The following is a 12,471-nucleotide window of genomic DNA, read 5'->3' as shown; positions in this document are numbered from 1 at the left end:
TGATATGTTTCCAAGTCAAGCGGGATGACGGCCGGGCGCCAAGGCGCTTTCGCAGGCCAAAAGGAGGGGTCATGCATTTCCTTGCTCTGGGCGAGGTGATGATCGAGCTTTCGAGCGCGGGCGAGGACCTGTGGCGGCAGAGGTTGGCCGGCGACACGTTCAACACCGCTTTCTACCTGGCGGCGCTGCGACCGGACTGGCGCGTGGGCTATGCCACGCGGCTGGGACAGGATGCGATGTCGGATCAGGCGCTGGCGGAAATCGCGGCGGCCGGCATGCGGACCGATCGCATCACCCGCGACCCGGAGCGCGGGATCGGCCTCTACATGATCGCGCTGAAGAAGGACGGCGAGCGCAGCTTCGCCTATTGGCGCGCCCAGTCGGCGGCGCGGCTGATGGCCGACGACCCGGACTGGCTGCGCGAGACCTGCGGCGGTGCCGACACGCTCTATCTCTCGGGCATCACCCTGGCGATCCTCGCGCCCGATGCCCGTGCACGGCTCTTGTCGGCCCTGCGTGGCCGCCACGTGATCTTCGATCCGAACATCCGCCCGCAGCTGTGGGAATCTGCCGAGGCCGCGTGCCAGGCGATCACCGCCGCCGCCGGGCTGTCGCGTATCGTTCTGCCCAGCTTTGACGACGAGGCTGCGGCTTTCGGCGACGCGGACCCGCAGGCCACCGCGGCGCGCTATGCCGCCGCCGGCGCGGCCGAGATCGTGGTCAAGAACGGCAACGGCCCTCTGGTGCTGCGGTCGAACGGCCAAAGCCTGGAACTGCCCGCGCCGGTGCCGGTGCGGCCGGTGGACACGACCGGCGCCGGCGACAGTTTCAACGCGGGCTATCTGGCCGCGCGGCTGGATGGCGCCGACCCGATACGCGCGGTCGCCGCCGGCCAGCGCCTGGCCGCATTGGTGGTCCAGCATCCCGGCGCTTTGCTGCCGCGCCCCGTCCTTGACGCTTTCCTGCTGGAGAACGCCGCATGAACCAGCCGCTGATGAACCGACTTCTGCTCACCGGCGCCGCGGGCGGTTTGGGTCGCGCGCTGCGCGCCCGGCTGGCACCGCTGGCGCGGACGATCCGGCTGGCCGATATCGCGCCCATCGCCGACCCGGCCCCGCATGAAGAGATCGTGACCTGCGACCTGGCCGATGCCAGGGCGGTGGACCGCATGGTCCAGGGCTGCGACGGCATCGTGCATTTCGGCGGCGTCTCGGTCGAAATGCCGTTCCCCCCGATCCTGCAGGCCAATATCCTGGGACTCTATAACCTCTATGAAGCCGCCCGCCGGCACGGACAGCCGCGCATCCTGTTCGCGAGCTCGAACCACACCGTCGGTTTCTGGAAACAGACCGACCGGCTGGGCCCCGACACCACGCTGCGCCCGGACAGCCTCTATGGCGTCTCCAAGGTTTTCGGCGAGGCGCTGGCCCGAATGTATTTCGAGAAATTCGGCCAGGAGACCGCGCTGGTCCGCGTCGGCTCGGCCACGCCCGAGCCCGAGGATCATCGCATGCTGGCCAGCTGGCTGTCGCATGACGATCTGCTGTCCCTGATCGAGGCGGTGTTCCGCGTCGAGCGGCTGGGTTGCCCGGTCATCTGGGGCGCCTCGGCCAATACGCAGGGCTGGTGGGACAACAGTCATCTGGATTGGCTGGGCTGGACACCGCGCGACAATGCCGAAACCTTCCGCGCGAAGATCGAGGCGACCGTGCCCCGTCCCGCGCCCGACGAGGCGGTGGCACTGTACCAGGGCGGCATATTCACAGAATATCCCATTTATCAGGAAAAAGACGCATGACCTTCACCCCCCACGGCAAGCATCTGCTCGCGGGCGAATGGATCGCCAGCGAGCGGCGCTTCACCAGCGAACCCGCCCACGGTCCGGCGCATGAATTCGGCATCGGCACCCCCCATCTGGTCGCCCGCGCCTGCGAGGCTGCCGAGGACGCCTTCTGGACCTACGGCTATACCTCGCGCGAAACCCGCGCCGCCTTCCTCGACGCCATCGCCGACGAGATCGAAGCCCGCGCCGAAGCCATCACCGAAATCGGCAGCCAGGAAACCGGCCTGCCCGAGGCACGGTTGCAGGGCGAGCGCGGCCGCACCACCGGTCAGCTGCGGCTGTTCGCCGACCATATCCGCAAGGGCGACTACCTCGACCGCCGCCACGATCCCGCCCAGCCCGACCGCCAGCCCGCACCGCGTCCCGACATCCGCATGGTGCAGCGCCCCATCGGCCCGGTCGCCGTCTTCGGCGCCTCGAATTTCCCGCTGGCCTTCTCGACGGCGGGCGGCGACACCGCCGCCGCGCTGGCCGCCGGCTGCCCGGTCGTCGTCAAGGGCCACTCCGCCCATCCCGGCACCGGCGAGATCGTGGCCGAGGCGATCCATGCCGCCATCGCCGCCTGCGGCATCCATCCCGGTACCTTCAGCCTGATCCAGGGCGGCGACCGCCAGGTGGGCGCGGCGCTGGTCACCCATCCGCTGATCAAGGCCGTGGGCTTCACCGGCAGCCTTGCGGGCGGGCGGGCGCTGTTCGACCTCTGCGCCGCGCGACCCGAGCCAATCCCGTTCTTCGGCGAGCTGGGCTCGGTCAATCCGATGTTCATCCTGCCCGAGGCCGCCCGCACTCGCGGCGCGGAAATCGGCAAGGGCTGGGCGGGGTCGCTGACCATGGGCGCCGGCCAGTTCTGCACCAATCCCGGCATCGCGGTGATCGGCACCGGCGAGGCCGGCGACGCCTTCGTCAAGGCGGCAGCCGACGCGCTGGCACAGGTCGGCCCGCAACTCATGCTGACCGACGGCATCGCGCGCGCCTATCGCGACGGCCAGCAGCGGTTCGAGACTCGCAATGCCGTGAAACCGCTTGTTTCGACGCAAAGCGAAGGCCGCGAGGCACGCCCGAACCTTTATGAGACCGACGCCGCCAGCTATCTGCAGGACCACGCATTGGGTGAGGAGGTCTTCGGCCCGCTGGGTCTGGTGATCCGGGTTTCCGGCGCGGACGAAATGGCGCGGCTCGCCCGTGGCCTCAACGGCCAGTTGACCGCGACCCTCCACATGGACGATGCCGACCTGGCCGAAGCGCAATCCCTGCTGCCCGTGCTGGAGCGCAAGGCCGGCCGCGTGCTGGTCAACGGCTTTCCGACCGGGGTCGAGGTCTGCGACGCCATGGTCCATGGCGGCCCCTACCCCGCCAGCACCAATTTCGGCGCCACCTCGGTCGGCACCCTGTCGATCCGCCGTTTCCTGCGCCCCGTCAGCTACCAGAACTTCCCGGTGGAGCTGGTGCCCGAAGTCGAAGCGTGACAACATCGTGCCGCGCCCGGACCGGGGCGCGCCATTCCTAGCCCGCAACCGCACCGGACCCGCGCATGACCCAGCCTCCGTCCTCCCCTGCACCGACCCCGGCACCAGCGCCGCCGGGCCAGACGCTGGTTACCCAGGTACGCGAGGCGATCCGGGCACAGATCGCCAAGGGCAGCTACAAGCCCGGCGACCGGCTGCCTTCGGAGGCGCGGCTGACCCAGGAATTCGGGGTCAGCCGGACGGTGATCCGCGAAGCAGTGGCGGCGCTGCAATCCGAACGGCTGCTGGAGCCGCGCCAAGGCGCCGGAGTCTTCGTGCTGGAACCGCCCGCGCCCGAGGGGCTGGCCTTTCGCAACCTCGACCTGGCGCGGGTCTCGTCGCTGATCGAAATGCTGGAACTGCGCACCGCCGTCGAAGGCGACGCCGCCGGCTTTGCCGCCCTGCGCCGCTCGCCCGCGCAGGAGGAAAAGATCATCGAAGCCTTTGACGAGCTGCGCACCCGCGGCCGCGCCGGCCAACCCACGGCAGAGGCCGATTTCCGCTTTCACCTGGCCATCGCCGAGGCGGCCAACAACCCGCGCTTCCCCGAATTCCTGCAGCTGATTGGCACCGCGGTCATTCCACGCCGCGCCATCAGCAGCGAAGGCGAGATGCTGACGCCGCCCGATTACCTGGCTGTCCTGGACCGCGAGCATGAAGAGATCCTCTCTGCGATCCAGGCCAATGACGAGGAGGCGGCCCGCGCCGCGATGCGGCTGCACCTGCGCAACGGCCAGCAGCGTTATCGGCAATACCTGCGCGCCCTGCGCCGCTGAGGCCAGATAATGGCAACCGGGGAAAGCGCCCGCCAGGACGCAATGCCAATCTCCCCCGGCAATCTGGTCCCCGCGCTGCTGGCCCATGCGGCGCGGCGCGGTTTTCGACGCGCCCTGGCCGCGGAGGAGGATGCAGCGGCATGGCGGGACCGCACCCTGCCCCATGTCCGCGAATTGATCCTGCCGGACCTGCCGTCCGTCGATGCCGCGCCCATCGTGCTGACCGAGGCGGATCGCGGCGACCATGTCGTGCGGCTGTTGCGGCTGACTCTGGCCGAGGGCCTGACCGCCCCTGCGCTGCTGGCCTTGCCCAAGGGGGAGGGTCCCTTTCCGGCGGTGCTGGCGCTGCACGACCACGGCTCGGAATTCCGCATCGGCAAGGAGAAATGTCTGCCCCCGCCCGGCCCGGTGCCGCCGGTGGCACAAGCGTGGTGGGACCGCTTCTTCGGCGGCGCCCCCTTTGGCACCGCACTGCTGCGGCGCGGCTTCGCGGTTCTCTCCGTCGACGCGCTGAGTTGGGGCGGGCGGCAAGGCCAGGGCTACCAAGCGCAACAGGCGCTGGCGGCCAATCTGATGAACATCGGCCTGACTCCCGCCGGGCTGATGGCTTGGGAGGACATGCGTGCGGCGGAATATCTGGCCTCGATCCCGCAAGTCGACCCGGCGCGGATTGCAGCGGTCGGCTTTTCCATGGGGGCGTTCCGGGCCTGGCAGGTGGCTGCGCTGTCGCCGCATGTCGGCGCCATGGTCGCCGCGTGCTGGATGGCCAGCCTGGCCGGCCTGTTGGTCGAAGGCAACAACCATATCCGCGGTCAATCCGCCTGGTGGATGACGCATCCACTGCTGTTCCGCGATCTGGACATTCCCGACCTGGCGGCACTGGCGGCGCCGAAACCCGCCTGCTTCCAGACCGGAACCGAGGATACGCTGTTTCCCGCCGCAGCCGTGGACCCTGCCTTCGATCGGCTGGCGCAGGTCTGGGCCGCACATGGCGCCGGGCATCGGCTGCAGGCCCGACGCTTCGCGGGCGGGCATCACTTCCGGCCCGACCGGCAAGAAGCTGCCTTCGGCTGGCTGCAGGAAACCCTGTCCCAGGGCTTGCCTGCCCGGTCCGGTTCGGGCTAGCAATGGCATAAAAGATGTCAGACAACCAGCGGGAAGCCAGATGACAGACATGGCCAAGGTGTCGATGCAGGATGGCACGGGTTCGCTTTCGGCGCGGCTGGGCGTCAAGCTGCGCCATGCGCTGGGGACGGGGCAGTATCGGCCGGGCGACAAGCTGCCCAGCGAGGCTGAGCTGACCCGGATCTATTCCGTCAGCCGCACCGTTGTGCGCGAGGCCATCGCCGCCCTGCGATCCGACGGGCTGGTCGAGGCGCGCCGGGGTGCCGGCGTCTTCGTGTTGGACCCCTCGACCCGGCCGGGCCGGGCGTTCGACGACCTGACGACGCAGCGGATCTCCTCGGTCATCGAATTGCTGGAACTGCGCACCGCCTGCGAGATCGAGGCGGCGGCCTTTGCCGCCACGCGCCGCTCGGCCGTGCAGCTCGAGGAAATCTATGACGCCCATGCCACGGTCGAGTCCTGCCTTCGCGCCGGGCAGCCGACCCGCGATGCCGATTTCGCCTTCCACCTCGCCATCGCCGACGCAACCCAGAACCGGCGCTTTTCCGAGTTCCTGCAACTGATCCGCTCGGGCATCATTCCGCGCGGAGAGTTGCAGGGCGGCGCACCGGGCGCGCGGCCCAAGGATTACAACAAGCATCTGCTGGAAGAGCATCAGCGCATCGTCGATGCCATCGCCAGCGGCGACGCCGACGCGGCGCGCGACCGCATGCGCGAACATCTGCGCGGCAGCCTGGAACGCTATCAGGAATTGCTGCGGGCCGGGCGCCGCCAGCCCTGACCAATCTTGTATGATATATTTTGATAGGTTATAGGTTCAATTATCATCCAAGAAAGGCATGCCCTATGACCCTGCCCACTTATCCCGTCCGTGAACCCGATCCCGGTGTCCGCCGCCAGGTGCTGGCCGAATCGGCGGCGCAGATGGTGGTTTCTTTTCGATTCGAGACCGGCGCCAAGGGAAAGCTGCACAGCCATCCGCATGCGCAATCGACCTATGTCGCGAAGGGGCGCTTCGAATTCTACCGCGACGGCCAGAGCTATCAGCTGTCGGCCGGCGACAGCCTGGTGATCCCCTCGGGCATCGAACATGGCTGCATCTGCCTGGAACAGGGTGAATTGATCGACTGTTTCTCGCCGCGCCGGGACGATTTTCTGTGACTTCTGCTTGACTCCCCGCATCCTGAATGACAGGTATACTTAACTTGTAGGATAAGTTGTCGTTTCTGTCAGAATCGTCCGCGCGGGCGCCATGACGCCGGGGGGAACCATGACCGCATCTCGTCTTCGCCTGAAACAGGTGACCGAGCAGGTCGCGACCATTGCGATCACGCTGTTCGGCCTGTTGCTTCTGACCTTCGTCATCGGGCGCATGATGCCCGCCGACCCTGTCAGGGCCATCGTGGGCGAGGACGCCTCGCGCGAGACCTATGAGATGGTCTATCGGCAACTGGGCCTGGACCAGCCGGTCTGGATGCAGTTCCTGCGCTATCTGGGCGATGTCTTCACCGGAAATTTCGGCACCTCGATCCGTACCGGCCAGCCGGTAATCCAGGACATCCTGCATGTCATGCCCGCGACCATCGAACTGGCGACGCTCGCCATCCTGATCGGCGCCGGCCTCGGGATCCCGCTGGGCGTGGTCGCGGCGGTGAACAAGGACAAATGGCCCGATCACCTCGTGCGGGTGTTCAGCTTGTTCGGCCATTCCATGCCGATCTTCTGGACCGGGATGATCGCGCTGCTGATCTTCTATGCCGGGCTGGGCTGGGTCGGCGGCTCGGGCCGGATGGAGCAGTTCTACATCGGCCTGGTGGACGAGCACACCGGCTTCCTGCTGATCGACAGCGCGCTGGCCGGCGAATGGGACGTATTCTGGTCGGCGGTCAACCACCTGATCCTGCCAGCAGCACTGCTGGGCTATTCTTCGTCGGCCTATATCACCCGGATGACGCGCAGCTTCATGCTTGACCAACTCGGACAGGAATACATGACCACCGCAAGGGTCAAGGGCCTGTCGCGCGGCCAGACCATCTGGCGCCACGCCTTCGGCAACATCAAGGTGCAGCTGGTGACGATCATCGCCCTGGCCTATGGCAGCCTGCTGGAGGGCGCGGTGCTGATCGAGACGGTCTTCGCCTGGCCCGGCTTCGGCCAGTACCTGACCAGCAACCTAATCATCGGCGACATGAACGCGGTGATGACCTGCGTGCTGATCGTCGGCGTGATCTTCATCCTGCTGAACCTGCTTTCCGACATCCTGTATCGGCTGTTCGATCCGAGGACGAAATGACGACCATCACCCAACGCTTGCCGGCGCCGGTGCTGGCGCTGAAGAATATCGTTGCCTTCCTGTGGCGGACGCCGACCTCGGCCTTCGGGCTGCTGGTGCTGGGGACGCTGATCCTGACGGCGCTGTTTGCGCCGCTGATCGCGACGCACGACCCCTATGTGCAGGACCTGAACAACGTGCTGCAGCCGCCCGGCAACGGCCACCTGTTCGGCACGGACGAGCTGGGCCGCGACATCTTCAGCCGGCTGGTCTGGGGGTCGCGCATCACGCTGCGGATCATCTTCCTGGTCTCGATCGTGGTCGGTCCGCTGGGCCTTCTGGTCGGCACCACCGCCGGCTATATCGGCGGCCGCTTCGACACGATCCTAATGCGGATCACCGACATCTTCCTTTCCTTCCCCAGCCTGATCCTGTCGCTGGCCTTCGTCGCCGCGCTGGGGCCCAGCCTGAACAACGCCATCATTGCCATCGGCCTGACCGCCTGGCCGCCCATAGCCCGGCTCGCCCGGGCCGAGACGTTGACCTTTCGCAAGGCCGACTATATCTCGGCCGCGCGGCTGCAGGGCGCCTCGGCCATGCGCATCATCGTGAAATCGATCATGCCGATGTGCCTGCCTTCGGTGTTGATCCGGCTGACGCTGAACATGGCGACGGTGATCCTGACCGCCGCCGGCCTGGGCTTCCTGGGCCTCGGGGCGCAGCCGCCACTGCCGGAATGGGGCGCGATGATCGCCACCGGCCGGCGCTACATGATCGACAGCTGGTGGCTGGTCACCTTCCCCGGCCTCGCCATCCTTTGCGTCAGCCTGGCCTTCAACCTGCTGGGCGACGGGCTGCGCGACGCGCTGGATCCCAAACAGGTCAACCGGAGGTAAGCCGATGGAAAAGCCGATCCTTGACGTGAAGAACCTCTCGATCCGCTATCCCGGCGCGCCTTCGGACGCCGTGCGCGGCGTCAGCTTCTCGCTGGGATGCGAGCGGCTGGGCATCGTCGGCGAAAGCGGCTCGGGCAAGTCCACTGTAGGCCGGGCGATCCTGCGCCTGCTGCCGGGGGCCGAGATCCGCGCCGACGCGCTGCGCTTTCAGGACATGGACCTACTGACCCTGACCGAGACCGAGATGCTGAAAGTGCGCGGCCGGCGCATGTCGATGATCCTGCAGGATCCCAAGTTCAGCCTGAACCCGATCCAGCGTGTCGGGCACCAGGTCGCGGAAACCTATCTGCGGCATTTCAAATGCTCCAAGGCCGAGGCCAGGGCCAAGGTGCTGGAGATGCTGGCCGCCGTGAAGATCCGCGACCCCGAGCGGGTGCATGATCTCTACCCGCACGAGATTTCCGGCGGCATGGGACAGCGCGTGATGATCGCCATGATGCTGCTGGCCGATCCAGACCTGGTCATCGCCGACGAACCGACCAGCGCGCTGGACGTGACCGTGCGGCTGCAGGTCCTGAACATCCTGGACGGTCTGGTGCGCGACCGGGGCATCGGGCTGATCATGATCAGCCACGACCTGAATCTGGTGCGCAATTTCTGCGACCGGGTGCTGATCATGTATGCCGGCCGCGTGGTCGAGGTCTTGCAGGCCCGCGCCTTCGACCGCGCCCGCCACCCCTATACCCGCGGGCTTTTGGCCGCACAGCCGCGCATCGGCGGCGGCCGGGCGCCGCTGGCGGTTCTGGACCGGCGGCCGGAATGGAAAGAGGAGCCGCTGGCATGACCGTCGCCGTCGAAATCCGCGACCTGGAGATTTCCTTCGGCCTGACACGGGTGCTGCCCGGCGTCAGTTTCGACGTGCGGCCGGGCGAGTGCTTCGGCCTGGTCGGTGAAAGCGGCTCGGGCAAGTCGACGGTCTTGCGCTGCATCTCGTTGCTGAACGATTTCTGGACCGGGCGGGTCGGCATAGGCGGCCGCGACATTCGCAGCCTGCCGGTGCGCGAACGCTGCCGGATGCTGCAGATGGTGTTCCAAGACCCCTATGGCAGCCTGCATCCGCGCCAGTCGGTCCGCACCGCGCTGGCCGAGCCGCTGCGGATCCACGGCCTGGACGACCCGCAGCGCCGCATGCGGCAGGCCATGGTGGATGTCGGCCTGCCGATCGATTTCCTCGACCGTTTCCCGCATCAGCTCTCGGGCGGCCAGCGCCAGCGCGTCGCCATTGCCCGCGCGCTGATCCTCGAGCCGCAGCTGCTGCTTCTGGACGAGCCGACTTCGGCGCTGGACGTTTCGGTGCAGGCCGAGATCCTGAACCTGCTGTCACGACTGCGCGAGGAGCGCGGCTTCACCTATATCATGGTCACCCATGACCTGGCGGTGGTCGACCACATGTGCGACCGCTTTGCCATCATGCTGCATGGCGAGATCACCGAGGTCCTGCCGCGCGAGGCGATCCCCGGCAATGGCGCAACGCATCCCTATGCCCGCGAATTGATCGCAGCCTCGCTGGAATACGAAGGCCAGGTCTGACCCCCCTCGCCGTCATGGAAAAAGGGGCCGCGCATCATGGTGCGGTCCTTTTGCCTTGCGGGGCGCCCCGCGGCAGGCCGGGCAAACGGAAAAGGGCGCAACCGTCGAAAGGGTTGCGCCCGCGATCCGGCCCGGAGGATCGAGAGATCAGCGCTCCTTGGTCACCACCTCGAAGCGGGTCAGCCAGGGATTGACGGTCAGCCCCTGCACATCCGCCTGAAAAGCCGCCGTATCCACCGTCTCCGAGAAGGGCAGGATCGACATGACAGACTGATCCATATAGGCTTGGATATCCTCGTATTTCTTCTTCTGCGTCTCCAGGTCGCGCTCCAGAAGCGCATCCTCGATCATGCCGTTGAGCTTTTCGTCAAAGAAGCTGGTGCGCCAGCCCTGGTAATTGGTCAGCTTGGCCTCATCGGAATTGTCGGGATTGAAGGCGAGCGCCCGCAGGTTGCTATCGGGATGCGGCTGCTGGCCGCCGCCGCCCCGACCAACCAGCAGTTCGAAGTTGCGGTCGCGCATGGCGCCATAGATCTGGTCGCCGGAACCGGTAATCAGCTCGGCCTGGATGCCGGCCTGCGCCAGGGTGTTCTGAATCGCGGTGCCCGCCTTCAGGAACGGTTCCTCGGACAGCACCCGCAGTGTGGTCTTGAAACCGTCGGGATAACCTGCCTCGGCCAGCAGGGCCTTGGCCTTTTCCACGTCCAGCTTGTAGCCTGGATCCGGCAATTGGCCCAACGCGCCCGTGGTGATCGGCCGCTGGTGCAGCTTGCCATAATAGGGCATCACCGCCTTGTCCAACCCGTCATAGTCGATCAGCAGACGCAGCGCCTCACGCACCTTGCGGTCGGCGAAACGCGGATCCTTCATCGAGACCGCCAGATAGTAGAACCCGGCGCCGGGTGTGGATTCGATCCTGATCCTGTCGTTGCTCTCCAGCGCCTTCAGGTCGGGGGCCAGCAGCGAATAACCGACGTCGATATCGCCCTGTTCCAGCATCAGACGCTGGGATTGCGATTCCGGCAGATGGCGCATCAGCACGCGCTTCATCGCCGGCACCTCGCCCCAGTAGTCATCGTTGCGCGACAGGATGATATATTCGTTCGAGGCCCATCTGGTCAGCGTGAACGGCCCGGAGCCGGCCGAGTTCAGCGTCAGCCATTTCGCGCCCAGATCGCCGCCCTGCTCGTTCTCCAGCACCGTCTTGCTGTCCAGGATCGAGCCGGGCCCGTTCTGCGCCAGGACCATCAGGATCAGCTTCGGATCGTCCGGCTCGGGCAGGTTCAGAACGAAGGTATGGTCGTCCTGGGCCACGAAGAGCCTGTCTGCGGCCTCGGCCGTATAGCCGCGCGATTTCAGGAAGGACGATTGCGCCAGGTTCAACGTCAGCAGGCGCTTCAGACTGAAGACCACGTCCTGCGCCGTGACCGGGTTGCCCGAGGCGAAGACCGCGTCCGGCCGCAGCCTGAAGGTGATCTTCATCCGGTCGGGCGAGATCTCCCAGCTTTCGGCCAGGCGCGGATGCAGGTCCCTGTCATCGGGCGACAGCACGACCAGCGTGTCATAGATGTTGTTGAGCACCTGCACCGTCTCGCGTCCGGTGATGGCGGCGGGGTCGAGCGTCAGGATATTGCTCATGACGGTGGCGACGATCAGCTGGTCGTCGGGCGTCTCGGCCAGGGTCGCCACGGGCGTGGCACCGCAGAACAGGGCGGCCAGCGCCACCGATGCGAAAAGATGTCTCATGCTTCCTCCCATGGACCGCGATCCAGGCTCGCGGCGTGCCGACTGCGGAAATCTCCGCAATTCCTTCCATTCGCTATTCGATCAGCGCCCGCACCGGGGCGACCAGCGCCCGGCCCAGCGCCGCCGACTGATCCGCCTCCAGGTGAACGCCATCGACCGGGGACGGTCCGACAACCTGCGCCGCATCGAAGAAGCCACAATCGAGCTGCTGCGCCAGCGCGGCATAAAGCGGGGCCAGGCGCCGCGATTCCGCGATCTCGCGCCCGCCGGCCGGCGGCAGCTCGCCCGCCATGCCGCAATGCGGTGGCGCGACGATCAGCACCTTCGGGCACGCGCCGCGGGGCTTGTAGGGGAAAGTCTCGATGATTTCGACCAGGCGTCGCATCCCGGCCTGGGCACCGACCGCCCGGCCGCCATGCACCGCCTTCAGGTCGTTGGTGCCCAGCATCAGGATAACCAGGTCCAGCGGCATGGCGGCCGCCAGCGCCTGCGGCAGCGATCTGGCGCCGTTGCGGCAGGCCGGCCCGCCATGATCGTCCCGGCAGGTGGTGCGCCCGCCGATGCCGTCGCCGATGACGCGGGCCTGGCCGCCCAGCCCTGCCTCCAGCACGCGCGGCCATTGGGCCTCCGCCGGGTGGCGCAGCCCCGTCGCCGGGTCCGCGCCCCATGTCAGGCTGTCACCGAAGGCCAGGATCTCCTTCATCTTCAGCCCTCTCGC

Annotated in this window: 13 protein-coding genes; 11 read left to right on the top strand and 2 right to left on the bottom strand. The window is 67.0% G+C overall.

The window, feature by feature from the left end; genetic code table 11:
* The first annotated feature begins 71 nt into the window (after positions 1-71).
* The 11 genes from L632_RS0102200 to L632_RS0102150 all read left to right on the top strand — a co-directional run bounded on the left by L632_RS0102200 (position 72) and on the right by L632_RS0102150 (position 10,007).
* On the top strand, positions 72-983 hold the full coding sequence (locus tag L632_RS0102200; RefSeq protein ID WP_028716290.1) for a sugar kinase: 912 nt from the start codon (positions 72-74) through the stop codon (positions 981-983).
* On the top strand, positions 980-1,798 hold the full coding sequence (locus L632_RS0102195; RefSeq protein ID WP_232220948.1) for an NAD(P)-dependent oxidoreductase: 819 nt from the start codon (positions 980-982) through the stop codon (positions 1,796-1,798). Before L632_RS0102200 ends, L632_RS0102195 begins: the two co-directional genes overlap by 4 nt.
* Positions 1,795-3,309: an aldehyde dehydrogenase (NADP(+)) gene (locus tag L632_RS0102190; RefSeq protein ID WP_028716288.1), complete on the top strand. Its 1,515-nt coding sequence runs from the start codon at positions 1,795-1,797 to the stop codon at positions 3,307-3,309. The genes L632_RS0102195 and L632_RS0102190 overlap by 4 nt, the downstream gene beginning before the upstream one ends.
* Before the next feature lie 65 nt (positions 3,310-3,374).
* A complete protein-coding gene (locus L632_RS0102185) occupies positions 3,375-4,124 on the top strand; it encodes a FadR/GntR family transcriptional regulator (protein ID WP_028716287.1) in 750 nt (249 codons plus the stop codon).
* A 42-nt stretch (positions 4,125-4,166) separates the two neighbouring features.
* Entirely contained in the window at positions 4,167-5,249 is a 1,083-nt protein-coding gene (locus tag L632_RS21940) for a dienelactone hydrolase family protein (RefSeq protein ID WP_051476360.1), read from the top strand.
* A gap of 40 nt (positions 5,250-5,289) precedes the next feature.
* Positions 5,290-6,030: a FadR/GntR family transcriptional regulator gene (locus L632_RS0102175; RefSeq protein ID WP_084648046.1), complete on the top strand. Its 741-nt coding sequence runs from the start codon at positions 5,290-5,292 to the stop codon at positions 6,028-6,030.
* 65 nt (positions 6,031-6,095) lie between these two features.
* Entirely contained in the window at positions 6,096-6,410 is a 315-nt protein-coding gene (locus tag L632_RS0102170; RefSeq protein WP_028716285.1) for a cupin domain-containing protein, read from the top strand.
* 109 nt (positions 6,411-6,519) lie between these two features.
* Entirely contained in the window at positions 6,520-7,542 is a 1,023-nt protein-coding gene (locus L632_RS0102165; RefSeq protein ID WP_028716284.1) for an ABC transporter permease, read from the top strand.
* Positions 7,539-8,417, top strand: coding sequence for an ABC transporter permease (locus L632_RS0102160; protein ID WP_028716283.1), 879 nt, complete (start codon positions 7,539-7,541; stop codon positions 8,415-8,417). Before L632_RS0102165 ends, L632_RS0102160 begins: the two co-directional genes overlap by 4 nt.
* 4 nt (positions 8,418-8,421) lie before the next feature.
* A complete protein-coding gene (locus L632_RS0102155; protein WP_028716282.1) occupies positions 8,422-9,261 on the top strand; it encodes an ABC transporter ATP-binding protein in 840 nt (279 codons plus the stop codon).
* The gene (locus L632_RS0102150; protein ID WP_028716281.1) at positions 9,258-10,007 is read left to right on the top strand and encodes an ABC transporter ATP-binding protein; all 750 of its coding nucleotides are present in this window, start codon (positions 9,258-9,260) and stop codon (positions 10,005-10,007) included. Before L632_RS0102155 ends, L632_RS0102150 begins: the two co-directional genes overlap by 4 nt.
* 147 nt (positions 10,008-10,154) lie before the next feature.
* Here the strand turns inward: L632_RS0102150 and L632_RS0102145 are convergent, their stop codons facing one another.
* Both L632_RS0102145 and L632_RS0102140 read right to left on the bottom strand, forming a co-directional pair.
* On the bottom strand, positions 10,155-11,753 hold the full coding sequence (locus L632_RS0102145) for an ABC transporter substrate-binding protein (protein WP_028716280.1): 1,599 nt from the start codon (positions 11,751-11,753) through the stop codon (positions 10,155-10,157).
* A gap of 73 nt (positions 11,754-11,826) precedes the next feature.
* The gene (locus L632_RS0102140; RefSeq protein WP_028716279.1) at positions 11,827-12,456 is read right to left on the bottom strand and encodes an SGNH/GDSL hydrolase family protein; all 630 of its coding nucleotides are present in this window, start codon (positions 12,454-12,456) and stop codon (positions 11,827-11,829) included.
* Positions 12,457-12,471: the final 15 nt, after the last annotated feature.

This window comes from Paracoccus sp. J39 (assembly GCF_000518925.1).
In the GTDB taxonomy this organism is placed as follows: domain Bacteria; phylum Pseudomonadota; class Alphaproteobacteria; order Rhodobacterales; family Rhodobacteraceae; genus Paracoccus.
Note: the sequence above shows the minus strand (reverse complement) of the source record. Positions and strands in the feature narration are given on the sequence as shown.

Coding starts and splice junctions, on each gene's coding strand:
- L632_RS0102155 (WP_028716282.1), top strand. CDS start 8,422: ATGGAAAAGCCGATCCTTGACGTGAAGAACCTCTCGATCCGCTATCCC.
- L632_RS0102175 (WP_084648046.1), top strand. CDS start 5,290: ATGACAGACATGGCCAAGGTGTCGATGCAGGATGGCACGGGTTCGCTT.
- L632_RS0102160 (WP_028716283.1), top strand. CDS start 7,539: ATGACGACCATCACCCAACGCTTGCCGGCGCCGGTGCTGGCGCTGAAG.
- L632_RS0102150 (WP_028716281.1), top strand. CDS start 9,258: ATGACCGTCGCCGTCGAAATCCGCGACCTGGAGATTTCCTTCGGCCTG.
- L632_RS0102170 (WP_028716285.1), top strand. CDS start 6,096: ATGACCCTGCCCACTTATCCCGTCCGTGAACCCGATCCCGGTGTCCGC.
- L632_RS0102200 (WP_028716290.1), top strand. CDS start 72: ATGCATTTCCTTGCTCTGGGCGAGGTGATGATCGAGCTTTCGAGCGCG.
- L632_RS0102140 (WP_028716279.1), bottom strand. CDS start 12,456: ATGAAGGAGATCCTGGCCTTCGGTGACAGCCTGACATGGGGCGCGGAC.
- L632_RS0102185 (WP_028716287.1), top strand. CDS start 3,375: ATGACCCAGCCTCCGTCCTCCCCTGCACCGACCCCGGCACCAGCGCCG.
- L632_RS0102190 (WP_028716288.1), top strand. CDS start 1,795: ATGACCTTCACCCCCCACGGCAAGCATCTGCTCGCGGGCGAATGGATC.
- L632_RS0102145 (WP_028716280.1), bottom strand. CDS start 11,753: ATGAGACATCTTTTCGCATCGGTGGCGCTGGCCGCCCTGTTCTGCGGT.
- L632_RS0102165 (WP_028716284.1), top strand. CDS start 6,520: ATGACCGCATCTCGTCTTCGCCTGAAACAGGTGACCGAGCAGGTCGCG.
- L632_RS0102195 (WP_232220948.1), top strand. CDS start 980: ATGAACCAGCCGCTGATGAACCGACTTCTGCTCACCGGCGCCGCGGGC.
- L632_RS21940 (WP_051476360.1), top strand. CDS start 4,167: ATGCCAATCTCCCCCGGCAATCTGGTCCCCGCGCTGCTGGCCCATGCG.